28 protein-coding genes and 1 pseudogene are annotated in these 25525 nt (G+C 72.9%); 19 read left to right on the top strand and 10 right to left on the bottom strand.

Annotated features, from left to right (window positions below; translation table 11 throughout):
* Positions 1-188 precede the first annotated feature (188 nt).
* The 9 genes from AB0G15_RS30085 (at position 189) to AB0G15_RS30045 (ending at position 8622) form a co-directional block, all read left to right on the top strand.
* Positions 189-470: an MSMEG_0570 family nitrogen starvation response protein gene (locus AB0G15_RS30085; protein ID WP_362846217.1), complete on the top strand. Its 282-nt coding sequence runs from the start codon at positions 189-191 to the stop codon at positions 468-470.
* Entirely contained in the window at positions 467-1774 is a 1308-nt protein-coding gene (locus tag AB0G15_RS30080) for an MSMEG_0569 family flavin-dependent oxidoreductase (RefSeq protein WP_362846215.1), read from the top strand. Before AB0G15_RS30085 ends, AB0G15_RS30080 begins: the two co-directional genes overlap by 4 nt.
* A 1-nt stretch (position 1775) precedes the next feature.
* Entirely contained in the window at positions 1776-2591 is an 816-nt protein-coding gene (locus tag AB0G15_RS30075; protein ID WP_362846213.1) for an amidohydrolase family protein, read from the top strand.
* A gap of 13 nt (positions 2592-2604) precedes the next feature.
* On the top strand, positions 2605-3117 hold the full coding sequence (locus AB0G15_RS30070; protein ID WP_362691351.1) for an MSMEG_0572/Sll0783 family nitrogen starvation response protein: 513 nt from the start codon (positions 2605-2607) through the stop codon (positions 3115-3117).
* Positions 3118-3127: 10 nt separating this feature from the next.
* A complete protein-coding gene (locus AB0G15_RS30065; protein WP_362846211.1) occupies positions 3128-4180 on the top strand; it encodes an MSMEG_0568 family radical SAM protein in 1053 nt (350 codons plus the stop codon).
* A 7-nt stretch (positions 4181-4187) separates the two neighbouring features.
* The gene (locus tag AB0G15_RS30060; protein WP_362846209.1) at positions 4188-5690 is read left to right on the top strand and encodes an MSMEG_0567/sll0787 family protein; all 1503 of its coding nucleotides are present in this window, start codon (positions 4188-4190) and stop codon (positions 5688-5690) included.
* Positions 5687-6529: a carbon-nitrogen hydrolase family protein gene (locus tag AB0G15_RS30055; RefSeq protein WP_362846207.1), complete on the top strand. Its 843-nt coding sequence runs from the start codon at positions 5687-5689 to the stop codon at positions 6527-6529. The genes AB0G15_RS30060 and AB0G15_RS30055 overlap by 4 nt, the downstream gene beginning before the upstream one ends.
* 3 nt (positions 6530-6532) lie before the next feature.
* The gene (locus tag AB0G15_RS30050; protein WP_362846205.1) at positions 6533-7360 is read left to right on the top strand and encodes a carbon-nitrogen hydrolase family protein; all 828 of its coding nucleotides are present in this window, start codon (positions 6533-6535) and stop codon (positions 7358-7360) included.
* Positions 7361-7509: 149 nt separating this feature from the next.
* A complete protein-coding gene (locus tag AB0G15_RS30045; RefSeq protein WP_362846203.1) occupies positions 7510-8622 on the top strand; it encodes an MSMEG_0565 family glycosyltransferase in 1113 nt (370 codons plus the stop codon).
* Here the strand turns inward: AB0G15_RS30045 and AB0G15_RS30040 are convergent.
* The 6 genes from AB0G15_RS30040 to AB0G15_RS30015 form a co-directional block, all read right to left on the bottom strand.
* Positions 8586-9164: an HAD-IA family hydrolase gene (locus AB0G15_RS30040; RefSeq protein ID WP_362846201.1), complete on the bottom strand. Its 579-nt coding sequence runs from the start codon at positions 9162-9164 to the stop codon at positions 8586-8588. The genes AB0G15_RS30045 and AB0G15_RS30040 overlap by 37 nt on opposite strands.
* 291 nt (positions 9165-9455) lie before the next feature.
* A complete protein-coding gene (locus AB0G15_RS30035; RefSeq protein WP_362846199.1) occupies positions 9456-9647 on the bottom strand; it encodes a CGNR zinc finger domain-containing protein in 192 nt (63 codons plus the stop codon).
* A gap of 274 nt (positions 9648-9921) precedes the next feature.
* The gene (locus AB0G15_RS30030; RefSeq protein ID WP_362846197.1) at positions 9922-10464 is read right to left on the bottom strand and encodes a phosphoribulokinase; all 543 of its coding nucleotides are present in this window, start codon (positions 10462-10464) and stop codon (positions 9922-9924) included.
* A 40-nt stretch (positions 10465-10504) separates the two neighbouring features.
* Positions 10505-10720, bottom strand: a complete 216-nt coding sequence (locus AB0G15_RS30025; protein ID WP_362846195.1) for a hypothetical protein — start codon at positions 10718-10720, stop codon at positions 10505-10507.
* A 70-nt stretch (positions 10721-10790) separates the two neighbouring features.
* A complete protein-coding gene (locus AB0G15_RS30020) occupies positions 10791-10985 on the bottom strand; it encodes a hypothetical protein (protein WP_362846193.1) in 195 nt (64 codons plus the stop codon).
* Between the two features lie 122 nt (positions 10986-11107).
* Positions 11108-12370: a cation diffusion facilitator family transporter gene (locus AB0G15_RS30015; RefSeq protein WP_362846191.1), complete on the bottom strand. Its 1263-nt coding sequence runs from the start codon at positions 12368-12370 to the stop codon at positions 11108-11110.
* Between the two features lie 48 nt (positions 12371-12418).
* Between AB0G15_RS30015 and AB0G15_RS30010 the strand changes: the two genes are divergently transcribed.
* The 3 genes from AB0G15_RS30010 (at position 12419) to AB0G15_RS30000 (ending at position 14517) form a co-directional block, all read left to right on the top strand.
* Entirely contained in the window at positions 12419-12775 is a 357-nt protein-coding gene (locus AB0G15_RS30010; RefSeq protein ID WP_362691390.1) for a metalloregulator ArsR/SmtB family transcription factor, read from the top strand.
* 116 nt (positions 12776-12891) lie between these two features.
* A complete protein-coding gene (locus AB0G15_RS30005) occupies positions 12892-13707 on the top strand; it encodes a helix-turn-helix domain-containing protein (protein ID WP_362846189.1) in 816 nt (271 codons plus the stop codon).
* Between the two features lie 48 nt (positions 13708-13755).
* Positions 13756-14517: an SRPBCC domain-containing protein gene (locus AB0G15_RS30000; RefSeq protein WP_362846187.1), complete on the top strand. Its 762-nt coding sequence runs from the start codon at positions 13756-13758 to the stop codon at positions 14515-14517.
* A gap of 85 nt (positions 14518-14602) precedes the next feature.
* Here the strand turns inward: AB0G15_RS30000 and AB0G15_RS29995 are convergent, their stop codons facing one another.
* From AB0G15_RS29995 to AB0G15_RS29985, 3 genes are all read right to left on the bottom strand, one after another.
* Positions 14603-15670 carry a hypothetical protein gene (locus AB0G15_RS29995; RefSeq protein ID WP_362846185.1) on the bottom strand — a complete coding sequence of 356 codons (1068 nt, stop codon included), beginning with the start codon at positions 15668-15670 and terminating at the stop codon, positions 14603-14605.
* Between the two features lie 42 nt (positions 15671-15712).
* Positions 15713-16342 (bottom strand): dihydrofolate reductase family protein, encoded by a 630-nt coding sequence (locus AB0G15_RS29990; protein WP_362846183.1) that lies wholly within the window; start codon positions 16340-16342, stop codon positions 15713-15715.
* Positions 16343-16524: 182 nt separating this feature from the next.
* A complete protein-coding gene (locus AB0G15_RS29985) occupies positions 16525-17916 on the bottom strand; it encodes an MFS transporter (RefSeq protein WP_362846181.1) in 1392 nt (463 codons plus the stop codon).
* 47 nt (positions 17917-17963) lie between these two features.
* Between AB0G15_RS29985 and AB0G15_RS29980 the strand changes: the two genes are divergently transcribed.
* Positions 17964-19388: a PLP-dependent aminotransferase family protein gene (locus tag AB0G15_RS29980; RefSeq protein ID WP_362846179.1), complete on the top strand. Its 1425-nt coding sequence runs from the start codon at positions 17964-17966 to the stop codon at positions 19386-19388.
* Positions 19389-19532: 144 nt separating this feature from the next.
* Here AB0G15_RS29980 and AB0G15_RS29975 read toward each other — a convergent pair whose 3' ends face one another.
* A complete protein-coding gene (locus tag AB0G15_RS29975; RefSeq protein ID WP_362846177.1) occupies positions 19533-20390 on the bottom strand; it encodes an SDR family oxidoreductase in 858 nt (285 codons plus the stop codon).
* A gap of 114 nt (positions 20391-20504) precedes the next feature.
* Here AB0G15_RS29975 and AB0G15_RS29970 point away from each other — a divergent pair, with 114 nt between their 5' ends.
* From AB0G15_RS29970 to AB0G15_RS29945, 6 genes and pseudogenes are all read left to right on the top strand, one after another.
* Positions 20505-20921, top strand: a complete 417-nt coding sequence (locus tag AB0G15_RS29970) for a helix-turn-helix domain-containing protein (RefSeq protein ID WP_362846175.1) — start codon at positions 20505-20507, stop codon at positions 20919-20921.
* A gap of 119 nt (positions 20922-21040) precedes the next feature.
* On the top strand, positions 21041-21469 hold the full coding sequence (locus AB0G15_RS29965) for a nitroreductase family deazaflavin-dependent oxidoreductase (protein WP_362846173.1): 429 nt from the start codon (positions 21041-21043) through the stop codon (positions 21467-21469).
* A gap of 474 nt (positions 21470-21943) precedes the next feature.
* Entirely contained in the window at positions 21944-23458 is a 1515-nt protein-coding gene (locus AB0G15_RS29960) for an FAD-dependent monooxygenase (RefSeq protein ID WP_362846171.1), read from the top strand.
* A gap of 124 nt (positions 23459-23582) precedes the next feature.
* Positions 23583-24953: a helix-turn-helix transcriptional regulator gene (locus AB0G15_RS29955; RefSeq protein ID WP_362846169.1), complete on the top strand. Its 1371-nt coding sequence runs from the start codon at positions 23583-23585 to the stop codon at positions 24951-24953.
* 39 nt (positions 24954-24992) lie between these two features.
* The gene (locus tag AB0G15_RS29950) at positions 24993-25139 is read left to right on the top strand and encodes a hypothetical protein (RefSeq protein ID WP_362846167.1); all 147 of its coding nucleotides are present in this window, start codon (positions 24993-24995) and stop codon (positions 25137-25139) included.
* A gap of 164 nt (positions 25140-25303) precedes the next feature.
* Positions 25304-25525, top strand: a pseudogene (locus AB0G15_RS29945) (histidine kinase); the annotation flags it as partial.

The raw sequence follows: 25525 nt of genomic DNA, 5'->3' as shown, positions 1-25525 counted from the left end.
TCCGGCCGTCATCGAAACAGGCGGGACCGCGTCCCGCCTCACTGTCAACCGGTGGAGAAGTTGGTGTGACCACAGCAATCGCGTTTTGTTCCGGATGAAACAGGTCGGCAACGTCCGCCGGTTGAACTGGCGTCAGCGGTAAAGGCCCGCCGATTCGGATAAGGCCGCTTTTCCCTGTGGAGATTCGCATGCCTGAGATGTACTTCCAGGTCAGATGGCCCGATGGCTCGCGACAGCGCTGTTATTCTCCCTCGCTCGTCATCGAGGACTTCCTTCATCCCGAACAATCGTACCCAATCGCCGAATTCGTCTCACTGAGCGGCAAGGCTCTGGAGGCGGCCGGCGGGCGCGTACGCGAGAAGTACGGGTTCGGGTGCACGGCCGCGGCCGGCCAGCTCGCCGAGATCGAAAGGAAGGCGGCCGGTTTCGCCGGTGCCGGCATGGTGACGGTCGAGAGGTTCGAGCGGTGAACGGCCGTCACCACGAGGTGGTCGTCGTGGGCGCGGGCCAGGCCGGCCTGTCGATGAGCCACTGCCTGCGCCGGGACGGCGTCGACCACCTGGTGCTCGAGCGTCATCGCGTGGGCAACGAGTGGCGCGCGCGGCGCTGGGACTCCTTCTGCCTCGTCACGCCCAACTGGCAGTGCCGCCTGCCGGGGTTCCCCTACGCGGGCGACGACCACGACGGTTTCATGCTCCGAGACCAGATCGTCGCCTACCTGGAAGACTACGCCGCCTCCTTCTCCCCGCCGGTGCTGGAGGGGGTGAACGTCACCCGCCTCCTCCCCGACGGGCGGGGGTTTCGCGTGGAGACCGACCGGGGCACGGTCACCGCGGGCCAGGTCGTGGTCGCCACCGGCCCCTACCAGGTCCCGGTGATCCCGCGGGTGGCCGAGCGGTTCCCGTCGCACATGACGCAGATCCACTCCGGCGACTACCGCAATCCCGAGCAGTTGCCTCCAGGCGAGGTGCTGGTCGTCGGCACCGGCCAGTCGGGGTGCCAGATCGCCGAGGACCTGCATCTGTCCGGGCGGCGCGTGCACCTGTCGGTCGGCGGCGCGCCCCGGGTGGCCCGCTTCTACCGGGGCAGGGACGTGGTGGCCTGGCTGGACCTGATGGGCCACTACGACCGGCCCATCGACTCCTTCGACGACCACGACGCCGTCCGCGCCCGCGCCAACCACTACGTGACCGGCCGCGACGGCGGACGCGACATCGACCTGCGAGTCTTCGCCCTGGAGGGGATGAGCCTGTACGGCAGGCTGGTCACGGTCGAGAACGGCGCCGGAAGCGGCACAGCGCGGTTCGCCCCCGACCTGCGACGCAACCTCGACCACGCCGACGCGGTCTGCGAGAGCGTCAAGGACTCCATCGACGCCTTCATCGACCTCCACCGCATCTCCGCCCCCGCCGAGAAGCGCTACACGCCGCCCTGGCAGCCCGCCTTCGAGCCCGACACCCTGGAGCTCGGACGGATCACCTCGGTCGTCTGGTGCACCGGCTTCCGCCGCGACCACGGCTGGATCAGGGTGCCGGTCTTCGACGGCACCGGCTACCCCACCCACGAGCGCGGCGTCACCCGGGTCCCCGGCCTGTACTTCCTCGGGCTGCCCTGGCAACACACCTGGGGCTCGGGCCGCTTCTCCGGGGTGGCGGCCGACGCCGAGCACCTGGCCAGGCACATCGCCGCCGCGGGAGGTCCCGTACCCGCCCCGCGCGCCGCGGGACCGGCGCCGCTCGGCTACTTCGTCCACCCCGAGCTGCTGGGAACATGACATGGTCTTCGACGCCCACCGCCACCTCGGGGTCCTGCCCGCCTACCCGTTCTACGGGGGCCCTCCGGTCAACCCCGACACGACCGCTCGCGCGAGCGTCGCACGACTCCTGGCCGACCTGGACGCCGAGGGCACCGAGCGCGCCCTGGTGATGCCCAACTACGGAGTGCCCGATCCCGGGGTCGCGTTCGCCTTCAACGAGCTCTGCCTGGAGGCGGCGGCCCGCGACGACCGGATCCGCTGCGGCCTGTGGGTCTCACCGCGTCCCGAGGACGAGCGGCGCACGGCCGAGGCGCTGACGCTGGCCGCCGAGAGCGGCGTGCGCGCGCTGAAGCTCAGCTTCCTGCTGGGCGGGCGCCCCACCGACCCGGCCTGCCGGCCCGCGCTCGACCGCATCTTCACCGCGGCCCGCCTGCACGGCCTGGTGGTGCACGTGCACACCTCGCCGGGTGCCGCCTCCGACATCGACGAGGTGGGCCACCTGGTTGAGTGGTACGGCGACGAGGTCGCCGTCCACCTGGTGCACTTCGGCGGCGGCATGAGCGGCCACATCAAGCTCGCCGGGGCGCGGTTCTTCGACTGGATCACCGCCGGCAAGCGCGTCTACACCGACCTGTCCTGGGCGATCGGATTCACGCCGCGCTGGCTGGCCCAGGAGATCGACCGGCGCGGCATCGGCCACGACCGGGTGCTGTTCGCCAGCGACGAGCCGTGGGGCGACTACGCGGGCGAGCGCGCCCGCCTCGCCGCCGCGGCCGGCGACGGGGAACTGGCCCGCCTGGCCTTCCGCGACACCTTCGAGAAACTGTACGGCTGACAAGGAGAGACCCATGACCGACCTGACCGACCTCGAGAAGCAGAGCCTCACCGAGATCCCGCACCCCTCCCTCCCGGAGGGCTCCAGCCTGTACGGCGGCACCAAGGTCTTCCCCGACTACCAGGCGGAGAACGGCGAGTCGTACTTCACGCTCGTACACGGCATCGCCCACGAGTCGTCGGTGAGCTTCGTGGCGATCCTGCAGGCGACCCGGGCGCTGCGCAAGGGCTTCGAGTCCGCGATCTACTTCTACGGTCCCGGCTCGCTGAACTGCCTGGCCACCCGGGGCTTCCCGACCACCGGCAACTCCGCCTTCCCCGGCGAGCACAACATCAACAACTCGCTCAAGACGTTCATCGAGGAGGGCGGCAAGGTCTACTGCTGCCGGTTCGGCCTGTCGCTGCACGGCGCCCGCGAGGAGGACCTCATCGAGGGCGTCATTCCCACGCACCCGCTGGACGTGCAGGACGCGCTGATCCACTACGGCCGCAAGGGCGCGATCATCAACTCGACCTACATGTTCTGAGGGGGCACCGGTGAGTGTCGGCACGAGAGTCGACGTGGCCATCCTGGGCATCCGCGTGGACGCCCCGGTGCGCCGCGCGGGCGGTGCGGGACCCAGCGACGACGGGCACCTGGTCCTCGACGGCGCCAACGCCGCGATCCCGCTCAACCCGGCCAGCCCGTACGCCGTCAGGGACGGCAGGCTGTGGCTGGGCGAGACCGATCTGGGTGCCTCCGTCCACGCGGTCGGCCGTCCTCGCTTCTACGACCTGGCGACCGCCGACGGCGTCCCGTACGAGAGGATCGCCCGGCTGCACGGCGCCGACGTGCTGGCCACCACGGTGGTGCAGACCTGTGTCCGCTACGGCGAGGCGGAGCGGTGCCGGTTCTGCTCGATCGAGGAGTCCCTGAGCTCGGGCGCCACCGTCGCCGCGAAGACCCCGGCGCAGCTCGCCGAGGTCGCCGAGGCGGCGGTGCGCCTGGACGGGGTGCGGCAGATGGTGATGACCACCGGCACCACCGGCGGCCCCGACCGGGGAGCGCGCGTCCTGGCCCGTTCGGTGCGGGCCGTGCTGGAGGCCGTACCCGGCCTGCCGATCCAGGTGCAGTGCGAGCCGCCGGCCGACCTGGCCTGGATCGGCGAGCTCAGGCGGGCGGGCGCGTCCGCGATCGGCATCCACGTGGAGTCCCTCGACGAGGAGGTGCGCCGCCGCTGGATGCCGGGTAAGTCCGAGGTGCCGATGTCCGCCTACGAGGCGGCCTGGGACGAGGCCGTGCGCGTCTTCGGCCGCAACCGCGTCTCCACCTACCTGCTGGTCGGTCTCGGCGAGGATCCCGACGAGCTGGTGGCCGGGGCCGCGGGGCTCGTCGAGCGCGGCGTGTACCCGTTCGTCGTGCCGTTCCGTCCCATGCGCGACACCCTCGCGGGCCGCGACGGCGTGCCGGGCCCCGACCCGGCCGTGGTCCGCCGGGTGACCGAGAGCGTCGCCGCGCTGCTGCGGGACGCGGGCATGGCGGGCGCCGACCAGCGCGCGGGCTGCGCCGCGTGCGGCGCGTGCAGCGCGCTTCAGGCCGCGGGCGGGTGAGGCGTCCGTGAGCCTCACCTCCGATCTCCCGGTCGCCTCCGCCCTGAGCGGCGGCTCGGGGCGGGGCGGCCGCACCGCTCCCGGCCGCGGGCCGCGGCTCCCCGAGCCGGTCTGCGACGTGCTGCTCGGCACCCGCGCGCCCTCCTTCATCGTGGAGGAGGCGGACCCGTCCGGGCTGGCCGCCTACCGGACGCTGCGGCACCGGGTGTTCGTGACCGAGCAGCGCGTGTTCAGCGGCCACGACCTGGACGATCGCGACGACGACCCGCGCACCGTCGTCCTGGTCGCCAGGGACCGAGGCGGCGCCGTGGTCGGCGGCGTCCGGCTCGGGCCGGCCGGTGAGGGCCCCGACATCGGGTGGTGGAGCGGCGGGCGGCTCGCCGTCGACCCGGCCGAACGCAACGGCGCGGGCATCGGCCCTGCGCTGGTGCGCGCCGCGTGCGCGCGGGCCGAGGCGGCCGGGGCGCTGCGCTTCGAGGCCACCGTAAGGGCCGGTGCCGAGCGCATGTTCACCCGCCTTGGCTGGCGGCCCGTACGCCCCCTGGCCGTGGCCGGCGTACCGCATGTGCTGATGCGCTGGCCCGTCGGCAGGATCGCCGCGCTGGTCGCGGCCACCAAGAGCGATCTCGGGGCGCTGCTGGCCGGGCTCGCGCCCGGCGGTCCCGGTTTCGTCGGCGACGACGGCGCCCCGGTGCCGGGCAGCGACCTGGTCGCGGCCTGCGACGCGATCCTGCCGTCCATGGTGGAGCGCGACCCGGAGTGGGCGGGCTGGTGCTCGGTACTGGTCAACCTCAACGACCTGGCGGCCATGGGCGCGGAGCCGGTCGGGCTGCTGGACGCGGTGGGCGCCCGCGACGCCTCGGCGGTGGCCAGGGTCCTGGCGGGCCTGCGCCGCGCCGCCAACGCGTACGGGGTGCCGGTGCTCGGCGGTCACACCCAGCTCGGCGTACCGGCGGCGCTGTCGGTCACCGCGCTGGGCCGCGCCCGGAAGCCGGTTCCCGGCGGCGGGGCGCGTCCCGGGCACCGGGTGTGGCTCACCGCGGACCTGGGCGGCGGGTGGAGGCCCGGCTACACGGGCCGCCAGTGGGATTCCACCACGCACCGCCGCACCCCGCAGCTGCGGGCCATGCTGGGAGCCGTCGCCGCCGCCCGCCCGGCCGCCGCCAAGGACGTGTCCATGGCGGGCGTCGCGGGTACCCTCGGCATGCTCGCCGAGGCCTCCGGCTGCGGCGCCGTACTGGACGTCGCGTCCCTGCCCAGGCCCGGCGCGGCCAGCATGGGCGACTGGCTGACCTGCTTTCCCGGCTTCGCGATGCTCACCGCCGAGCGTCCCGGCAGTCCCGGCCTCGCCGCCGGACCCGCCTCCGGTGCCGCGTGCGGCGAGTTCGTTCCCGGCGGGGGAGTGCGGCTGCGCTGGCCGGACGGGGAGCTGACCGAGGTGATCACCGGCCCGGTGACCGGGCTGGGCAGGGCCGCAGAACCCGCAGAACCCGGGGAAGGAGAAACGTGAAATTACGCATGGGTGCCGTCGCGGCGCCGTTCGACCGCGACGTGGAGGGCGGCTTCGCCCGCATCGAGCAGCTGATCACCGCGGCGCGGGCCGAAGGGGTCGGGCTGCTCGCCCTGCCGGAGGCATGCCTGGGCGGCTATCTGCTCAGCATGGACGGCGACCCGCAGGACGCCCCGCCCGCCCTGGACCCCGCCGGGCCCGAGATCCGCAGGCTGGCCGCTCTGGCGGGCGACATGGTCGTCTGCGCGGGCTACTGCGAGGCCGACGGCCCCCGCAGGTACAACAGCGTGGTCTGCCTCAGCGGCGACGGCGTGCTCGGCCACCACCGCAAGGTCCACCAGCCGCTCAGCGAGAACGCGCTGTTCGCGGCCGGTGACTCCTTCTCCGCCTTCGACACCCCGGTCGGCCGTCTCGGTATGATGATCTGCTACGACAAGGCGTTCCCCGAGTCGGCGCGGGCGCTGGCGCTGGACGGTGCCGAGATCGTGGTGTGCGTGTCGGCCTGGCCCGCCAGCAGGACCGATCCCGCGCCCGACCTCGCCGACGACCGCTGGACCCGCAGGTTCGACCTCTTCGACCAGGCCAGGGCGCTGGAGAACCAGGTGGTATGGCTGTCGGCCAACCAGTCGGGGGTCTTCGGCTCCCTCAGGTTCGTCGGCAGCGCCAAGGTCGTCGGCCCCGGAGGGGAGATCCTGGCCCGTACCGGTGTGCCGGGCGGTGTCGCGGTCGCCGAACTGGACGTGCGGGCGGCGCTGGAGGCCGCCCGCCGCTCCATGGGCCACCTGCGCGACCGCCGCCCGGACGCCTACCGTCCCGCGCTCGCCGTGGGAGGATCCTGAACCGTGATCCGCATAGCCGCGGCCTCCGCGCACTTCGGCCGGGACCTGGAGTTCGACCTGCGGCGCATCGCGAAACTGATCGACGACGCCCGCAGGGCGGGGACGGGGCTGCTGGTGCTGCCCGACGCCGCGCTGGGCGGCTACCTCGCCGACCTGCGTCATCCCGACCCCGACGCGCTGCCCCCGGCACTCGGCCCCGACGACCCGCTGATCAAGCGGGTCGGCGAGCTGGCCGCCGAGATGGTGGTGTGCGTCGGCTACTGCGAGGCCGACGGCACCCGCAGATACAACAGCGCCGCGTGTGTCAGCGGCGACGGCGTGCTGGGACGCCACCGCAAGGTGCACCTGCCGGCCGGGGAGATCGCGGCGTACGCGCCCGGCGAGCGTTTCGACGCCTTCGACACCCCGGTGGGCCGCGTGGGCATGCTCATCGACTACGACAAGACCTTCCCCGAGTCGGCGCGGAGCCTCGCCCTGGACGGGGCGCAGATCGTCGCCTGCCTGTCGGCCTGGCCGACCAGCATCACCAACCGGGCGCCCCGGATGGCCCAGGACCGCCAGTCGCGCCTGTTCGACCTCTACGACTGCGCCCGTGCCGCCGAGAACCAGGTCATCCTGGCCTCGTCGAACCAGACCGGCGCGATGGGCGGCATGCGCTTCCTGGGCCAGGCCAAGGTGGTCGGTCCCGGGGGTGACATCCTCGCCCGTACCTGGTCCAAGGCGGGCCTGGCGGTCGCCGAGGTGGACGTCGCCGCCGAGATCGCCACCGCGCGGCGGGTGCTGAGCCATCTCGACGAGCGCAGGCCCGGCAGCTACCGGGGAGCCTCATGAGCGACGCGCGCACGCCGGGCGCGGTGAGCACCGGACGCACTGCGCACCCTGCGCATGCGGCGGGCGCGATGAGCACCGGGGGCACCGGGGGCACTACGGGCCCGGTCGGCACGGTAGGCGCGAGAGACGCCCCAGAGACGTTCCCGGCGATGAGGATCGCGCTGCTGACGTACTCCACCAAGCCGCGCGGCGGGGTCGTGCACACCCTCAACCTCGCCGAGGCGCTGGCCGAGGCGGGCCAGGACGTGACGGTCTGGACGCTCGGCCGCGGCGGTGACGCGGGGTTCTTCCGGCCCGTGGCGCCCGCGGTGCGGCAGGTGGTGGTGCCCTTCGGCGAGGTGGCGGATGAGACGGTGGGGGAGCGGGTGCTGCGCTCGATCTCCGCGCTGCGCGAGGCGTTCACCCCCGGCGGCTACGACATCGTGCACGCCCAGGACTGCATCAGCGCCAACGCGGTCGAGCGGTGCGTGCGGACCGTCCACCACCTGGACCACTTCACCACCCCCGAGCTGGCCGCCTGTCACGAGCGCGCCATCGTCGAACCCCGCGCGCACGTCTGCGTCTCGCGTGCCGTCGCCGCCGAGCTCGCCGGCGGATGGGGCATCACCGCGACGGTCATCCCCAACGGCGTCGAGGCGGACCGGTTCGCGGACGCCGCCGCGCGCGGCGACGGCCGCTGGAGGGACCGGTTGGGACGCTACGTCCTCACGGTCGGCGGTATCGAGCCCCGCAAGGGCTCGCTGGACCTGCTGGAGGCGTACGCGTCGCTGGCCGCCGGAGACCCCGGCCTGAAGCTGGTGATCGCCGGGGGCGAGACCCTGTTCGACTATCGCGACTACCGGGCCCGGTGGGCCGAGCGTGCCGCGGTCCTCGGCGTGGAACCGGTCGTCCTGGGTCCCGTCGGCCACGAGGAGCTGCCGTCGCTGGTCGCCTCCGCGGCTGTCTTCGCCTTTCCCTCGCTCAAGGAGGGCTTCGGCCTGGCCGCCATGGAGGCGCTGGCGGCGGGCGTGCCGCTGGTCACCCGGGACCTGCCGGTCATGCGCGAGGTGTTCGGGACCGCCGCGCGCTTCGCCGGCGACCCGGCGGGCTTCGCCGCCCAGATCGGCGCGGCACTGGCCGGAACCGACCTCGCGCGCCTGGCCGCGGGCCGCCTGCTCGCCGCCCGCCACACCTGGCGGTCGGCCGCCGAGCGGCACATCGCCCTGTACGCGGCCTTACGAACCCGTCAGCCCGAGCGAGGGGAAGGCGGCCACTCCGGGTAGAGGAGGGCGTTGATGCCGAGCGCCGCCGCGGCGCGGACGTTGACGGCCCGGTCGTCGAGGAAGGTGACGTCGCCGGGGGCGGCGTCGAGGCGGCGCAGGACCTCCTCGAAGATGGCGGGGTCCGGCTTGGTCAGGGCCATGCGGCAGCTGTAGAAGCGATGGGTGAACGCCGCTGCCCAGGGGGCGTCGTCGATGGCCGCCGCCAGCGGTTCGGGGGCGTTCGACAGCAGGGCGAGCCTGTGGCGTCCCGCGAGGTCCTCGATGCCGCGCAGGGTCTCCGGGTTCAGGTGGGACCAGCTCTCGACGTCGGCCGCGTCGAGCTTGGCGACGAGCGGATCGTCGCCGGCGAGCGTCCTGCCGAGAACCGCGCCCCAGTACAGGTGGGAGGCCTGGCCGCGGTCGTAGGCCTCGCGGTGGCGCCAGTAGCGGTCGTGGAAGGTCGCCTGGTCCTGGCCGATCAGCTTCGCCATGGAGGCCGTCGCGTCGGAGGGCTGTGGCATGGAGATGACCTCGCCGTAGTCCAGCAGCATCCACGTGGTCACGGGTTCTCCTCGGAGTGGTCATGCGCCTGCGGTTCCGGTGTCACCCCCGATGCGGCGGGTGGGGCCTCGCACGCCCGGCCCCGGCGCGTCTCGCGCTCGGCGGTACGGGGATGATCAACGATTGTTCGATGCCGTTCCGGAACCCTTTCGTGTTCATTCGATCGTATTTCATGTTCGATTTCAAGGCGTAGATCTCGATCGTCACGGCGGGAACAGGATCCCGGCGTCCCTCCGCCGTGCGCCTGCCCGGTGTCGTACGCCTGTCCGATCCCGTCGCCGGTCAGTCGCCGTTCAGTCGTCGTCCCGGTTCGTCGCGCGCCGGTGGTGCCGCCGGGCCTTGAGGCGGTTGCCGCAGGCGGCCATCGAACACCAGCGGCGGGAGTTGGCCCGGGTGTGGTCCACGAGGAACAGGCGGCAGTCGTCGTTGGCGCACGGGCGCAGGCGGCCGGGCAGGGTTTCCCGGAGATGCGCCCAGGCCAGCACGCACCGGATGCCGAACGGGTCCGCGGAACAGCCGTCCGACCTTACGAGCGGGCACGGGCCAGGCGCCTTCCCGATAACCACCGGTAAACGGTGATCGGGTGGACACCCCGCACCTTAACCCCCTCTTTCGCGTTCACTCACGCATCCTGATACATGCTCAACCAGCAACTGCTTCCAACCCCCGGCCCGGCCGCGCCGCTGGCCCCGGGCCGTTCCCACCCGGCCCGGGCCGTTCCTCCGCCCGCTCCGCCGCCTCGTCTGTCCCGCCCGTGCCTCAGCCGGTGGCGATCGTCAGGTCCGCGCGGGCACGGACGTCGTCGCGGGAGTGGAAACGCTCCTCCTGAGCCGCCCAGCGGTTCCAGTGCGGGGCGTAGAGATCACCATCGCGCTCCAGCGCGCGGGCCTTGCGCACCCCGTCGGCCGCCTCCAGCCACAGCAGGCCGCTCAGGTACGGCGCGGCGGCGAGGGCGCCGGAGCCGGTACCGTCGAGGACCAGGATCCCGGTGCCCGGGACCTCGTGCCACTCCGCGTAGGCGCCCTCCGCCCAGTCGTAGCGTCGCCACCGCGCGGGCCGGTCCAGGCTCAGCGGTCGCAGGACCCACTCGACCAGCACGTCGACCCCTCCCAGCAGGCCGTCCCATCCCGGGTAGAGATCGTCCATCCGTACGACGGGCGCGGCCAGTTCCGCGGCCAGGGCGGTGGCGAGGGTGGACTTGCCCGACCCCGAGCGTCCCTCGACCGCCAGGACGCGGGTACGGCCCGCCCGGGCGGGGCGGGCGCGCAGCCAGCGCGAGATGCGCGGCACGTGGCCGTTCACGCCGGCGCCACAGGACGCTCCGGACGGCCGGAGGACGCGGTCACGCGCTCCGGCGGGCCAGGATCTCGCGGTCGGAGTCGCGCTCCTCGACCTCGCGGCGGCGCTGCTCGTCCTCGTCCTGTGCCAGGGCGAGCCATTGGGGGTATTCGGGGTCGTCGCGGCCTATGTCGCGGGTGCCGTCGATCTTGGTGCCGTTGTCCAGCGTGGTCGTCGCGGGGACGCGGAGGGTGCCTCCCGGCAGCATGGTCACGTTCATGGCGTGGCCTTTCCGTCGTCTCTGACCGCTGTCGGCCCAGCATAGCTCCGGGGTCGCGGCACGCCCACGCTCAGCCGATGCCGTACTGCCCGGACTGGTGATACACCCGCTCGGCCTCCGCCTCCGTGCCGATCAGGTGCAGCCAGCCGGGGCGTCCTCTGCTGTGGTCGGCCGACGCAGCCGTTTCTCCTGGATCGGGGGGCGATCCGCCACGGCTTGCGGGCCGGGCCGGACGATCCGTTCCGCGGGCCGCGACGGTGATCACGCGAGACTACCTCTCCCGCGCCCCGGCCCGTGCGGGTACGCGTCCGCGGACGGCGTCCGGCGAGGCGGTCTCGCGACCTTCGACCTTCCGGCGCGGCCCGCCCTATCGGTGTCCGGCCCGTCCTACCGGTGTCCGGCCAGGACGGCGTGGTGGTCGGCGCCTTCCAGGCCGTCGGGATCGGCGTGCACGGTGGCGGCGCTCAGGCGGGGCAGGTGGTGGATCAGCCGGTGCTCGGCCTCCACCGCCACGGCGTGCGCCTGGAGCAGCGACAGGTCCTCGCCGACCACGATGTCCACCTCGGCGCGCAGCGTGTGGCCCACCCAGCGCAACCGCACCGATCCGACCCGTCGCACGCCGCCGGTGGCGGCCAGGATCCGCTCCGCGCGGTCGACGAGTGCCGGATCGACCGCGTCCATCAGCCGGTGGTAGATCTCGCGAGCCGCGTCCCTGAGGACGAGACAGATGGCCACCGTGATCAGCAGGCCGACGATCGGGTCGGCGATCGGGTGGCCCAGGGCCGCGCCGCCCGCGCCGAGCAGCACGGCCAGCGAGGTGAGGGCGTCGGCGCGGGCGTGCAACCCGTCGGCGACCAGCGCGGCCGATCCGATCTGGCGCCCGACCCGGATCCGGTAGCGGGCCACCCACTCGTTGCCCGCGAAGCCGATCACGGCCGCCGCGGCGACCCAGCCGAGCGCCCGCACCTCCTGGGGGTCGGCCAGGCGCCGCGCGGCCTCGTACCCGGCGAGCGCGGCGGAGGCGGCGATGACCAGGACGATGGCGATCCCGGCCAGGTCCTCGGCCCTGCCGTAGCCGTAGGTGAACCTGCGGGTGGCCGCCCGGCGCCCGAGGGAGAAGGCGATCGCCAGCGGGAGCGCGGTCAGCGCGTCGGCCACGTTGTGCAGCGTGTCACCGAGAAGGGCGACCGAGCCGGAGAAGACGACGATCACCGCCTGGACCGCGGCGGTCACCATGAGCACGGCGAAGGAGACGGCCAGTACGCGCATCCCGCGGCTGCTGGACTCCAGGGCGGAGTCCGTCCTGCTCGCGCTGTCGTGGCTGTGCGGGGTGAGGGTGTGGCCGGCTCGTGAGAGCAGTCCTCCGAACCGCCGGCCCGCCGTCAGCCGCCCCCCGTGGCCGTGCTCGTGATGACGGCCGTGACCGTGCCCCCGAGGCTCGCGGCCGTCGTCTCGCCCGCTCTCGTGCCCGTGCCCGTAGGCGGGACCGTGCTCGTGCCCGTGGGCGGGACCGTGCCCGTGTCCTTGTTCATGCGCGGGCCCGTGCCCGGGCGGCGGATCGTGCGCGGCCTCGTGGTCCTGACCGCGGGGAGAACGGGGGCCGGTGGGTTCGCCGGGGGATGGAGAACCCGCGCCCTTCTGGTCGGACATGGCTACCTCGTTTGCTACCGGTGCCCTTTTCCCGGAGTATATGTAGTCATGTATGCACGCGACAACGAATCAGGTGCCAACTCGTCGCAGGAACAACCCACCGGCGCCCAGGTGGAGGCCGCCATCGAGGCCTTCAGGATGCTCAGTGACGCCACCAGGCTGCGCCTGATGTGGCTGCTGTCGTCGGGGGAGTACGACGTCGGCTCGCTCGCCGAGGCCATCGGGGTCGCGCGTCCCTCGGTCTCCCAGCACCTGGCGAAACTCCGCCTTGCCGGGCTGGTGCGCACCCGCAGGGACGGCCGTCGCGTGCTCTACCGGGCCCGCGACGCCCATGTCCGCGCGCTCATCGGCGAGGCTCTGTTCCACGCCGACCACGAGGTCTCCGGCATCCCGCGCCACGACTGACCGGAGCGCTCCACCGGCGTGCGCCGGATGACGGCGGCCCGGCCACCGCTTTCCCACGGTCGCTTCCGGTCGCGCCGTCAATTGACAGATTAATTTGTCTAATGGTTTCATGAGGCATGGCCGCGACCGAGATGACGCTCATGGACGAGCCCGACCGTCTGCGCGTGGCGCTCACCTCGATCCGCCGCCGGCTTCTCGCCCGCCTGCGCGAGCCCGCCTCCGCGGTCCAGCTCGCGGCCGAGTTCGACCTGCCGCGCCAGCGGGTCGGATACCACCTCAGGGTGCTGGAGGAGGCGGGGCTGATCGAGCTGGTGGAGGAGCGCCCGCGACGCGGTTTCGTCGAGCGCGTCATGGGCGTCACCGCGAACGCCTTCCTCGTCGATCCCGGCGTGCTCACCTCACCCGACGAAGCCAACGAGGCCGGCGAAGCCAACGAGGCCGGCGAGGCGGCTGGAGGCGACGAGACCGGCGAAGCCGGTGGCGACGGCGACGGGGACGGTGACAGGGCCACCGCGACCGCCGAGGTGGCCGGGGTTTTCCGCCGTGTCGCCGACCAGTACGCCGCCGAGCATCTCGTCGAGGTGGCCGCCGGCACCGTGCGCGACGTCACCCGCATGGCCGCCGCCGCCGACCGGCGGGGCGTCCGGCTGCTGACGTTCACCCTGGAGGCGCGGGTGCGCTTCGCCGAGCCCGGCGACGTGCACGACTTCACCGACGCGCTCGCCGAAGCCTTCTCGCAGGTCGCGGCCCGCTTCGACACCCCCGGAGGGCGGCCCTACCGCCTCGTCGCCGGTGGACATCCGGCCCCCGGCCCGCGAGAGACCGCCGGACGTCCGGTCCAGGGCACACCGGAAACCGCCGGACGTCCGGTTCCCGGCACGCCGGAAACCGGCGGACAGCCCGCCCCCGGCACGCCGGAAACCCGCAGTTGACATCCGTCCCGGGACCAAGGTCCGGGGCCCCACGTTGAGAGGCATCCGATGACAGACGAGCCGTTCTCCTTCGAGGTCACCATCGCCGCACCCGTCGACGAAGTGTGGGGCGCGCTGCGCGATCCCGAGCTGATCCGACGCTGGCACGGCTGGCACTTCGACGGCCTCGACAAGGAGATCGAGGTCATCTACCACCAGAACGTCGTGGAGTCGGCCGCCGAGCACCGGCTGGAGGTCCAGGGCGGCGACCTGTTCGAGCTGACCGGCCTCGGCGACCGTACGCGCCTGCGGATGACCCGTGCCCCGCGCGGCGGCGACCCCGAGTGGGACGCCTACTACGACGACATCACCGAGGGCTGGATCACCTTCGTCCACCAGCTCGCGTTCGCCCTGGAACGGCACCCGGGAGCCGACCGGCGCACGGTCTTCCTCTCCGGCGCGGCGGTCACGCCGGTGCTGGAGGCCGCCGGCCTCGCGGCGGTGGCCGGACTGTCCCCGGCGAGCCCGTACGAGCTGGAGGGGCCCACCGGGGAGACGCTGCGCGGCCAGGTCTGGTTCCGTTCGGCCAACCAGGTCGGTCTCACCGTCGACGGCTGGGGCGACGGCCTGCTGATCACGGCCCAGAACCCGCCCTCGCCCGCCAATCCGGGCGGCACCGCCATGATGGTGCTCACCACGTACGGCCTCGACGACGCCGCGCACGCCGACTTCGAATCCCGCTGGACCGCCTGGTGGGGGCTGAACTTCCCGGAGGCTCCAGCGGACGACCAGGATGCCACCGCCGGCGCGGAGCGGGTCCCGAACGGGTGAGACCGGCCGCCGTTCACTGGGGCGGGCTCGTCCACGAAGGCGGGAAAGCACGGGAACACGGCGTCCGTGCCGGCCGGGGAGCGCGTCAAGCGTGAGCGAGGATGCGGGCAAGGAAGGCCTGGGCACGCTCATCGGGAAGGTCCGCTCGTGCGGGTGGACGCCGGCTCTGGTGGAGGATCTGGCCGCCCTGCTGCCGCAGGGCGGCGGCGTGTTCCTCCAGGCAGCTCCAGACCTGTTCCTGGCCGGCGCCGAGTAACCGGGCACCGAGGCGGAGCAGGCGGTCGGCGGTCAGCCGGTATGGTGCGGGCGGTCGGCCCGACCGGGCGGCTTGCTCGGGTAGTCCCTCGTCGTGCCACCCTACGGTCCAGCCAGGCCACCGTTGAGCAGAGCGTTCCAGGCCCCTGCGTCGCGGGGTGGGCCAAGCCCAGATCCGCCGGGTGCGGGCATCGACGAAGGCACCTTCCCCTGCGCACAGCTCGTTGGGGAGCCGGTGACCGGCCTGGTCGGCCAGTGCCGCAAGGAGGCCGGGACCCGTGTCGAGTGCAGCGCCGACGGGAATGTCCCAGCCGCAGCTGAAGTCGCGGATGGCGCCGTCGGCAAAGCGTACGGTCAGGACCGTTTCGGCGTGGGGCCCGCCGAGGCCGGGCGGTGACTCGGTGAGATCCACCGAGCGCCGGTAGTCCTCGGTGGTCACCGGCTTGTTGAAAACGGTGTAGGCCACGCCGAGTCCTGCGACGACGTCGGCGACGGTCATCGCAGGCCACTGTGGGGACCGGTCTTCGATCACGTTCTCCGGATTCATCCCGAGGTGATCGACGATGTCCGCCTGGTCGCGGGTCGCCCAACGCACTTGCCAGCCGGGCCAGCGTTCCCGCAACACGGCCAGGTACGCGCGCCGGAATCCGATGCTCTCACGAGCGGGGCCGTGGTCGGTGTGCAGAAGCAGCAGTCTGACGTCATAGTCGGCCAGGAGCGCGCCCTCGCACCACGTGTCATCGGTGAGCTTGTCGCGGGTCTCCAGCTCACCGGCGTAGTCCGCCAGCTCCTGCGGCCCGAGCAGCGCGTCAACGGCGATGTTGAGCGCGCCGAACTGGGAGTGGTGAATCGAGGCACGACCCGACTCTACGATCACGTAATTCGCGCGATGTCCCATCGAATCAGTATGTGAGTGCCGTGCCCGGACGTCTCAACGCCTTCAGAACCCGAACACGTGCGGGACGCCGGTCGGCGCTGCGCCCACCCCCTGTCTCACCACGCGGAACCGCAAATGCGTGACGCGCGCGGACCCGGCCAGGCCGGTCCTTTCCAGTTCGACGCGGTCGCCTCCCGGGTGGTCGAAGAGCCGGGTTCCGGCCCCGAGCAGCACCGGTGCCAGCTGGAGCTGTATCTCGTCCACGAGCCCGGCTCTCACGAGCTGCCCGGCGATGTCCGCCCCGCCCATCACGAGGACGTCCTTCTCCTTCGCCGCCTTCCGTGCCTGCCGGATCGCGCTCTCGAGGCTGTCGGAGACGAAGGTGAAGGTCCCGCTTTTCATGGGTAGTTCCTCCCGGTCCTCATGGGTGAGCACGAAGCACGGCACGGGGAACGGGGTGTCCTTCCACAGGCCCACCCCCACGTCGAAGGTCCGCCTGCCCACCACCACCGCCCCCGTCGAGGCGGACAGCTCCCGATGCACCCCGGCGTCCACGTCCCGGTCGGCGTCGTCGTTGAACAGCCACTCGTGGAGCCGCTCACCGCCCTCGCCCATGGGGCGCTCGATGCCGACGCCGGGGCCGGCGACGAAGCCGTCAAGCGACACCGTGATGTTCAGAAGAACCGTTCCCATGAGATTTTCCCTCGTTGCCAGGGACCTCGTCGCCGAAGCCCTCGTTGTCAAAACCGTGGTGGTCGAAATCCTGGTCGTCAGGACCCTGGCCGCCGGAACCCCGCCGCTCGGCGTGTGTCTCCGTGCGTCTCCGTGCGGCTTGCGTGTTCGGCGGGAGGCTCGCCGCTCCCTCGCGTCGCCGGTCATGTCGCGGCGTTCTCTGCCCCGCTCGCCGGGCTGCCCGCCGCCCGGTCGTACAGGGCGGGAGCGAGTGCGGTGAACAGCACGGCGGCGGTGACGGCGAATCCCGCCGGGTAGCCCACCGACCCGGCCAGGAGTCCGAACCCGACCGCGCCGACGCCGAGCCCGGTGTCGTAGGCGAGGTTCCATGCCGCGCTCACCTGGCCGAAGGCGGATTCGGGGGCGCGCTCGAACATCAGCGCCAGGGTCGCGTTCTGGGCCATGCCGAAGCCCACCCCGAACAGCCCCATGCCGGCGATCATCGCGAGGGGGACGTCCACCCAGAAGAGCCCGGCCGTGCCGAGAGCGGCGGCCAGGACGGCGGGGACCAGCAGGCGAGCGGGGCCGTGACGGTCGCCGTACCGGCCCGCAGCCCAGCGCGCGAGCGGCGTGACACAGGACTGCGTGAGCAGGGCCAGCGCGACCAGATCGCGTGACCGCTCCGGCGCGGCCAGCGGGAGGAAGGTCAGCAGGACACCGGCCGCCGGTGTCATCATGGCGAAGACGATCGCGGGCCTGGCGACGCCGCCGTCGCGGAGGACGTCGAGGATCCCGCTCCGGATTCCGCTCCGGATTCCGCCTCGGGTCCCGCTCCGGATTCCGTCGTGGGTCCCGCTCCGGGTTCCGCCCCGGGGCCCGCCGTGCCGTTCGGTCCGCGCGCGCAGGGAGGGCAGGCCGAGTACGGCGGCCAGCCCGAGCAGCGCCGACGCCGCCCCGGCGACGAAGACGGGCCCGTAGCCGACGTGCTCGCTCAGCCAGAGCCCCAGCGGCAGGCACGCGATGGAGGGAATCCCGACGGCCACCCCGTACAGTCCCAGCCCCTCGCCGCGACGGCCGGCCGGCACCAGTTCGGCCATCAGGGCCGCACCGGCCACCACCACGAGTCCGAGCCCGGCACCCCGCGCCAGGCAGATCCCCAGCACCGGGGGCATCGACGCCGACGCCGGCAGCAGGAGGGCAGGTGTCCCGAGCAGGAGCAGGCCCAGTCCCATGACCGCCCGGTAGCCGTACGAGCGCAGCAGGCCGGGCGCCGCGAACTCCGTCAGCACGGTTCCCAGCATCATGGTGCCGGTCGCCAGGCCCGCGCCCACCCCGCCCGAACCGGACGTGGCCGCGTACAGGGGCACGACGGGCGCCAGCAGGTAGAAGCCGCCGAGGGCGCCGAGCGAGGCGGCCAGCAGCAGGACCACCGGGCGGTTCAGAATACGAAGATCCGGAACGCGGGTGCCGTTCCCCTGTGCCTCCCCGTCCTCTCCTCGGGTCTCCGCGGCGTCCCCCTGACGCTCTCCGCGGTCCTCCCGGGGCTCCCCGGCGTCCTTCCCGGCTTCGTCGGCGGCGCTCTTCCGGTGAGTCATGGGCCGACCCTAGAGCGGGAACCGGCTCGGCGATAAGGTCCGGTTTCATGTCGATCGAGTGGACCGGTTCGGGGCCGGAGCTCCTGTTGCGAGTCGACAGGCACCGGCCGGAACCCTTGCGTGAGCAGCTGGAGGGCGCGCTGCGCGAGAGCATCCGCGCCGGTCGGCTGGCCACCGGTGAGCGGCTCCCGTCCTCACGCGCCCTGGCCCGTGACCTCGGCGTCTCGCGCGGCCTGGTGACCGAGTGCTACGCGCAGCTGCAGGCCGAGGGCTACCTCGTCACGCGCGGCGGTTCGGCCACACGGGTGGCCGCCGCCGCCCGCCCGCCGGTGGACGCGCCGTCGCCGCTCACCGCGCCCGTCGGGTCCACCGCGCCCGTCGGGATCGACTTCCGGCCCGGTGTGCCCGACCTGTCGAGTTTCCCCCGCGAGCGATGGAGCCGCGCCCTTCGGCGCGCCTGCCGCGACGTGCCCAGCGACCTGCTCGGCTACGGCGACCCGTACGGTGACCCGATGTTGCGCGACGTGCTCGCCGCCTACCTGCGACGGGTTCGCGGGGCGGCCGCCGACGCGGCTCACACCGTCGTGTGCGCGGGGTACGCGCAAGGGCTGCAGCTCGTCCTGCGTACGCTGGCGGGGGAGGGCGTGCGTGTCGTGGCCGTGGAGGATCCCGGCGACCCCGACCACCGCGCCGCCGCGGCGACGGCGGGCCTTGACGTCGTCGCGGTACCCGTCGACGAGCACGGTGTCGACACCGCCGCGCTCGCGGCCACCGGCGCGCGTGCCGTGCTGCTCACCCCCGCCCATCAGTCGCCCACCGGGGTCGTACTGGCTCCCGGCCGGAGGCAGGCACTGATCGCCTGGACCGTCGCCCGCGACGCGACGATCATCGAGGACGACTACGACGCCGAGTTCCGCTACGACCGCGAACCGGTCGGGGCGCTGCAGGGTCTCGCTCCGGACCGGGTGGTGCTCCTCGGCTCGGTCAGCAAGTCGCTCGCCCCGGCTCTGCGTCTCGGATGGATCCTCTGCCCGCCCCGGCTGTCCGCCGACGTCGCGCGCCAGAAGCGGCTCGCCGACCGAGGCTCGCCGGTCCTCGACCAGTTCGCGCTCGCCGACCTGTTGCGGTCGGGTCACTACGACCGCCACCTGCGCCACATGCGGACGCGCTACGCCGCCCGGCGGGCGGCCCTCGTGGACGCGCTGGGGCGGTACGCGCCCGAGGTCGAGGTACGCGGGCTGGCAGCAGGTTTCCACGCCGTCGCCCAGCTACCGCCGGGCACGGACGAGCGTGCCGTGGTCGAGGCCGCCCGTCGCCGGTCCGTCGCGCTGTACGGGATCAGCGGCTATTTCCTCGATCCGCCGGAACGACGGGCGTCTCCCGCACGGCTCGTTCTCGGATTCGGCAACCTGACTCCGGACACCGTCTCCGACGGCATCGCCGCCGTCGCGGACCTGCTGCGGGGCGGCTGAGCCGCCGCTGAGCCGCCGTTGAGCCGCCGCGGGGACCCGGCCGGCCGGTGCCGTTCCGCCAAGAAAGTCCAGGCCCGCTTCGGAGTGGCGGCTTCGTCATGACGGTGCGCGCCCGCTTCCCGGCGGCGGCTTCGTCACCGGAGTTCACGCCTCCTTGAGGAGGGCGGTCACCGACTCGCGCAGCGGCGTGGTGGGACGGCCGATCAGAGCGCTGAGCTCGCCCGGCGTGTGGGAGAGGACACCCTGGGCGATACCGAGGTCGATGTCGGCGTACATGGCCGCCACCGGCTCCGGCAGGCCCGCGTCGATCAGGGTCCGGAGGTAGTCGGCGTGCGGAAGGTCCCGGTAGACGACCGGCCTGCCGGAGAGCGTGGCCGTCTCGGCGGCCAGCTCCGGCAGGCTCCACGCGGTGTCGCCGGAGAGCTCGTAGATCCTGTCGCCGCCCTCCTCGCCGGTGAGCACGGCGACGGCCGCGGCCGCGTAGTCGGCGCGGGACGCGCTGGCGACCCGGCCGTCACCGGCGGCGCCGAGGATCGCGCCGTGCTCGACGCCCTGGAGGACGGACGTCGCGTAGATCTCGGTGTACCAGCTGTTGCGCAGGAAGGTGAACGGGACCCCGGAGGCGCGGATGTGCTCCTCGGTGCCCCGGTGGTCGATGGCCAGCGTCAGGGGCGTGGTGTCGGCGTGCAGCACGCTGGTGTAGACGATGCGGGCGACCCCGGCCGCCCTGGCCGCGTCCACCACGGCCTGGTGCTGGCCGAGACGCCGCCCGACGGCGTCGCTCGAGATGAGCAGGACCGTGTCGCCAGGGCCGAAGGCCCGCTCGAGCGTCTCCGGCCGATCGTAGTCGGCCTCCCTGATCTCGACGCCGCGCGCGGCCAGGTCGGCGGCCTTGCCGGGATCCCGCACGGCCGCCACGACCTGGCCGGCGGGCACGCTCTCCAGCAGGCCGTCCACCACCAGGCGGCCGAGCTGGCCGGTGGCACCGGTGACAACGATCATTTCGCTTCTCCTCGCTCAAAGGGTCGCCGTCAGGTTAGTACTAACTAATCCACAGTGCCAACTGAAAGTTAGTGCTTTCTGCTGTGCGGTGCAGCGAGAAAGTAAAGTGGACGGATGGACGACCAGGCCGCGATCCCGCTGGACGGGTTCAGCCAGCTCACCTTCGACGTCTTCATGCGCGGATGCGTCTCGCGCGAGACGATGGAGCACATCACCGGCCGCTGGGGCATCCTGGTCATGGTCGCGCTCCACGAGGGGACCTACCGCTTCAACGCCCTGCGCCGCCGGGTCGACGGGGTGAGCGAGAAGATGCTCGCCCAGACCCTGCAGGCTCTGGAGCGCGACGGCCTGGTCCACCGTGAGGCCGAGCCGACCATCCCCCCGAAGGTCGAGTACAGCCTCACGCCGCTCGGCGATCAGGCCGCCCGGCGCCTGCTCGACCTCATCGAATGGCTGGAGGGCGAGATGCCCGCGGTCATGGAGGCCCGCGCACGCCACGACCAGGCCAGGGGCGACCACCGGATGACATAGGCCCGTCCGGATGCCGACGCGGACGGGGCCGCGGCCGGACGAGGCGAGAAGGCCGGATCGCCGCGCGGCCGGAAGAACCGGATCAAGAAATGTCGCCGGAGACCTATAGCGTGAGCCGCATGAGCGACGAGATCATCGATTCCCCCACCGCCTGGGTCTCCAAGCACCTTCGCAAGTACGTCGAGTCGAACGGCGCGGAGGGCCACCTCTACCACGGCAGGCCCACCCTGCTGCTGACCACCGTCGGCCGCAGGTCCGGCCTGAAGCGGCGGACCCCGCTGATCTACGGTCGTGACGGCGACGCCTACGTGGTGGTCGCCTCCAACGGCGGGGCCGACGACCACCCGCTGTGGTACCACAACCTGCTGGCCCTGCCGCGGGTCGAGGCGCAGGTGCGGGACGAGGTGTTCACCGCCGTCGCGCGGACCGCGACGGAGGAGGAGAAGCCCGCCCTGTGGGAGCAGATGGTGGGGATCCATGGCGAGTACGCCGACTACCGGCGAAAGACCGCGCGCGACATCCCGGTGGTGATCCTCACCCGTTCCTGAGGTCCTGACCCGGCGCGCGCTCGACCGGGCGACCCTGGAACGGCAGCCGCTGCCGGACTGGTCGGCGCCGCCCGCCCCCGTCCGGTCTCGCACTCGCCGGGGAACGCGCACGGGAGACGTGCGCGGAGGGGCTTCTCCGGATCGGCTCGTGGGACCGGTGAGACCCGTGAGGCCTGCGGGGAAGCCCGCGCGGGCCGGGAACCGGGGAACGCGTCATGATCCAGGCCGACGGTCCTCCCGCCGTGGTGCCGCGGGTGGGGCAGGCGCCGACACGCCGGGAAAAGCCTGGTCGTAGCATGAAATGGCCGCCGGTGGTCGTCGTACGAGATCGGCCGGACGGGGCGGCGGCGAAGGACGGACGGTGCCGGAGCGGCGACTCGTCAGGCCCGGGGGCCGGATCTCAGCGTGCGGGGAAGGCAGGAGTGGATCGGCGCTGGTTTTCATCCCGGTGGTCGCGTCGGGGAGCCGCCTCGCGTGGGATTGGAGACGCTGATGGTGCCGTTCGACACGGACGTGCTGGTTGTCGGTGCCGGTCCGGCGGGTCTGTTGATCGCGGGTGACCTCGCCGCGAGAGGTGTCGCCTGCACGATCGTGGAGCGGGACCCCTGGCGTTCGACGCTCAACCAGGCCTTCCCCCTGCACGCTCGCACGCTGGAGCAGCTCGACGCCCGGGACGTCGCCGACGAGCTGATCGACACCGGCACGATCGTCGAGAGGATCCGGCTGTTCGAGGGCCTGGACCTCGATCTGTCCCACCTGCCGTCGCGGTTCCCGTTCCTGCTGTGCACCCCGCGGCACAACGCCGAGCGCGTGCTCGAGGAGCGTGCCACCCGGCTCGGAGCGGAGATCGTGCGCGGCGCCGAGACGGTCGGGCTGTCCCAGGACGCGGCCGGGGTGGACGTCGACGTGTGCGTAGACGGCACGGTGCGCACCTGGCGCGCGCGGTTCGTCGTGGGCGCCGACGACCTGCGCAGCGTCGTGAGGGACGCGCTGGGCGTTCCGTTTCCGGGGCGCTCCACCGTGCAGTCGGTCATGCAGGCCGACGTCCGCCTGGAGGAGCGGCCGGAGCGGGAACTGAGCCTCGTCGCCAACGACGAGGGCTTCTCCTTCGTCTCCTCCCACGGCGACGGCTGGTACCAGGTCATCACCTGGGACCGGCGGCGCCAGCTTCCCGACAGCGCCCGGCTCAGCATCCACGAGGTGAGCGAGGCCACCCGGCGCGTCATGGGCAGTGACTTCGGCATGCACGACGCCCGCCATCTGTCGAGGTCCCACAGCGACGAGCGGCAGGTGCTCCGCTACCGCGTCGGCCGGGTGTTCCTGGCCGCCGAGACCGCCTACGTGCACTCGCTGGCATGCGGGCAGGGCATGAACACCGGCCTGCAGGACGCGGCCAACCTCGGCTGGAAAATCGGTGCCGGGGTCCAGGGCTGGGCCCCGGACGGCCTGCTCGACACCTACCACACCGAGCGTTATCCGGTCGGCAGGAGGGCCCTGCGGCTCAACGGCATCCTGCTCGCCGTCGCCATGGGCTCGACCCGGAGGTCGCGGGCCGCCCGCTCCATGCTCCCGGTCGTCGCCGGCCGGATCCGTCCCCTCGGCCGCCGGCTGGCCGGGGCCATGTCGGGCCTGGGCATCTCCTACCCCGCCCTCCCGGGAGCGCACCGGCTGGCCGGCCAGAGGGCGCCGGACATCCACCTGACCGGGGAGCCGGTCCGGCTGTACGAGGCGCTGCGGGCCGGGCACTTCGTGCTCCTGGCCCCCACGGGCGATCCGGCGGAGGCGGCGGGCGCGCCGTACGGGGAGCGGGTGGTCCATGCCGTTCCCGCGAGCGCGGGCCTCCCCGTCCTGCTGATCCGTCCGGACGGGTACATCGCCTGCGCCATCGACGAGAGGAACCCCGTCTCCCTCGAAGTCGCCCTACGCGCGGCCCTGGCCGCCTGGTGCACCGCCCATCCTTCGGTGGCATCCACCACGAAACCCGGGTGAAACGGTATGTCGCCACCGCCCCGCTGGCCACGAAGAGCAGTACGATCTACTGTAATTGACAGTAAACCGTGCGTAAGGAGTGGGACGTGGATCTCATCGTGCCGCCGACGGAACGGCTCCGGTGATGGCAGGCCAGACGACCATCGGTGACCGCATCCGTGGATTGCGGTTGAGCAGGCACATGTCCCAGGCGCAGTTGGCCGGGCCAGACCTGTCTGACAGTTACGTTTCGCTCATCGAGTCCGGGAAGCGGACCCCCACCCCGGTCGTCATGCGCCTGCTCGCCGAGCGGCTCGGCTGCGGCGTGGAGTTCCTGCTCCACGGGATCGAGCCGCACCAGCGCGTCGACACCGCGCTCGCCCTGCGGCAGGCCGAACTCGAACTGTGCCACGGGGACCCGGCCGTCGCGGCCGGGCTCTTCGCGGACACGGCCAGGGCCGCGGGTGACGACAACGCCGCCCTCGCCGCGCGGGCGCGCTTCGGCCAGGCTCGCGCGCTGGAGGCCCAGGGGGAGACGGGGCAGGCGGTCGAGGCCTACGAGCTGCTTCGCCGCGAGGCCGCGGCGCATCCCGAGCGCCTCGCCGACCTCCCGCTCGCCGTGGCGCTCTGCCGCTGCTACTACCGTGCGGGTGACACGCTGCGCGCCCGGGATCTCGGGATGGATGCTCTGGCCCAGGCCGACCGGCTCGGGCTCGACCAGGGCGACCTCGCCCTCGAGCTCGCCGCCGTGCTCGCCGAGATGGAGATCGCGCTCGCGTACGTCGAGCGCGTGCTGACCGCCTCCCACCTGCCCGACACCGTTGACCGCGACTCGGAGGTCCTCGGCCTGTGGCGGGCCGGCAAGGCCGCGGCGGCGGAGGAGGACTCCGCGCTCGCCGCCCGGCTCGCGGCGGACGCCGTCGCCGCCGGCAGGCCCGCGAGGATGGCCGTCCGATACGTCCGGAGCGCGATGCGCTGGGCGTGGATCGCCACCGTGCGTCCCGAGGACGCCGGCCTCGACCGGGCGGGGGAGTTCGCCGCCTCCGCGGTCGAGATCCTCTCTCGCCTGTCGCCAGGGACGATCGAGCACGCCCGGGCCCTGGTCGTGCTCTCCCGCGTGCGGCTGCGTTCCGGCGACGCGGAGGCCGCGGCGGAGCCGGCCGAACAGGCCCTCGGCCTGCTCGCCGGCGTGCGCGGGACGGTGCCGGCGATGGCGTACGTGGTTCTGGCCGAACTCGCTCTGGCACGCTCCAAAGACGGCGGCCCGGCGCTGGAGAGGGCACAGGAACTGCTCGCCGACCCGGTCGCCTCGGTGGCCTCCTTCGTCGACCGGGACTCGGCCAGGCTCTGGCGCGAGATCGGCGACCTCTGGGGCCGGGCCGGGGCGCCGGAGAGGCAGACGAACGCCTACCGCAGCGCGCTCGAAACCGTCGGGGTCGGCTCGAGGTGGCGTGAGGTCGTCGTCCCGGCGATTCCGGCGCACCTCGGTGTCTCGCACGAGTCGAGGGCCGGCTGACGTCCTCTCCCCGATGCCTCCTGTCCTCCGCCCGTCCCGATGGACACCGGCCCGTTCGTCGACGATCGGCTCGTCCACGCCGTCGTCCTGGCCGGGCCGGCCCCGGCCGGCGCCGGTGACACCCTCGGCGCCGGCGCCCGGCGGGCCCGCACCCCGCCGGTGCGGCGTCCGCCGATCCTGAGGTGAGCGACGGGCGAACGCGCGAGAACCCACCCGGACCCGGGTGGGTTCTCGCGTATCCGGGCACGGCATCGGCGGTAACGCGCCGATCCCCCGGCGGGCGGGGGTACGTCCGAGGGTGCAGACTCGGAGGTATGGCAAAGGGTGGGTCAGGGCCGTTGGTCCCGCACATGAGGCTGGACGAGCTGCTGGAGGAGCTGCGAGAACGCCTGGAGGCGGTGCTGGCCACCCGTGACCGGGTGCACGCGCTGCTGGACGCGGTGATCGCGGTGGGCAGCGACCTGGACCTGGAGACCATGCTGCGCCGGATCGTGGAGACCGCCACCCGGCTGGTGGACGCCACCTATGGTGCGCTGGGCGTGGCCGGGGATCACAGCACGCTGCTGCAGTTC

The sequence above is a fragment of the Streptosporangium sp. NPDC023825 genome, assembly GCF_040639575.1.
GTDB lineage: Bacteria > Actinomycetota > Actinomycetes > Streptosporangiales > Streptosporangiaceae > Streptosporangium.
Note: the sequence above shows the minus strand (reverse complement) of the source record. Positions and strands in the feature narration are given on the sequence as shown.

Coding starts and splice junctions, on each gene's coding strand:
- AB0G15_RS29950 (WP_362846167.1), top strand. CDS start 24,993: ATGGACACCGGCCCGTTCGTCGACGATCGGCTCGTCCACGCCGTCGTC.
- AB0G15_RS29990 (WP_362846183.1), bottom strand. CDS start 16,342: ATGGGAACGGTTCTTCTGAACATCACGGTGTCGCTTGACGGCTTCGTC.
- AB0G15_RS29985 (WP_362846181.1), bottom strand. CDS start 17,916: ATGACTCACCGGAAGAGCGCCGCCGACGAAGCCGGGAAGGACGCCGGG.
- AB0G15_RS29980 (WP_362846179.1), top strand. CDS start 17,964: ATGTCGATCGAGTGGACCGGTTCGGGGCCGGAGCTCCTGTTGCGAGTC.
- AB0G15_RS30075 (WP_362846213.1), top strand. CDS start 1,776: ATGGTCTTCGACGCCCACCGCCACCTCGGGGTCCTGCCCGCCTACCCG.
- AB0G15_RS29975 (WP_362846177.1), bottom strand. CDS start 20,390: ATGATCGTTGTCACCGGTGCCACCGGCCAGCTCGGCCGCCTGGTGGTG.
- AB0G15_RS29965 (WP_362846173.1), top strand. CDS start 21,041: ATGAGCGACGAGATCATCGATTCCCCCACCGCCTGGGTCTCCAAGCAC.
- AB0G15_RS30000 (WP_362846187.1), top strand. CDS start 13,756: ATGACAGACGAGCCGTTCTCCTTCGAGGTCACCATCGCCGCACCCGTC.
- AB0G15_RS30085 (WP_362846217.1), top strand. CDS start 189: ATGCCTGAGATGTACTTCCAGGTCAGATGGCCCGATGGCTCGCGACAG.
- AB0G15_RS30025 (WP_362846195.1), bottom strand. CDS start 10,720: ATGAACGTGACCATGCTGCCGGGAGGCACCCTCCGCGTCCCCGCGACG.
- AB0G15_RS30010 (WP_362691390.1), top strand. CDS start 12,419: ATGTATGCACGCGACAACGAATCAGGTGCCAACTCGTCGCAGGAACAA.
- AB0G15_RS30015 (WP_362846191.1), bottom strand. CDS start 12,370: ATGTCCGACCAGAAGGGCGCGGGTTCTCCATCCCCCGGCGAACCCACC.
- AB0G15_RS30070 (WP_362691351.1), top strand. CDS start 2,605: ATGACCGACCTGACCGACCTCGAGAAGCAGAGCCTCACCGAGATCCCG.
- AB0G15_RS30045 (WP_362846203.1), top strand. CDS start 7,510: ATGAGGATCGCGCTGCTGACGTACTCCACCAAGCCGCGCGGCGGGGTC.
- AB0G15_RS29955 (WP_362846169.1), top strand. CDS start 23,583: ATGGCAGGCCAGACGACCATCGGTGACCGCATCCGTGGATTGCGGTTG.
- AB0G15_RS30005 (WP_362846189.1), top strand. CDS start 12,892: ATGGCCGCGACCGAGATGACGCTCATGGACGAGCCCGACCGTCTGCGC.
- AB0G15_RS29995 (WP_362846185.1), bottom strand. CDS start 15,670: ATGGGACATCGCGCGAATTACGTGATCGTAGAGTCGGGTCGTGCCTCG.
- AB0G15_RS29970 (WP_362846175.1), top strand. CDS start 20,505: ATGGACGACCAGGCCGCGATCCCGCTGGACGGGTTCAGCCAGCTCACC.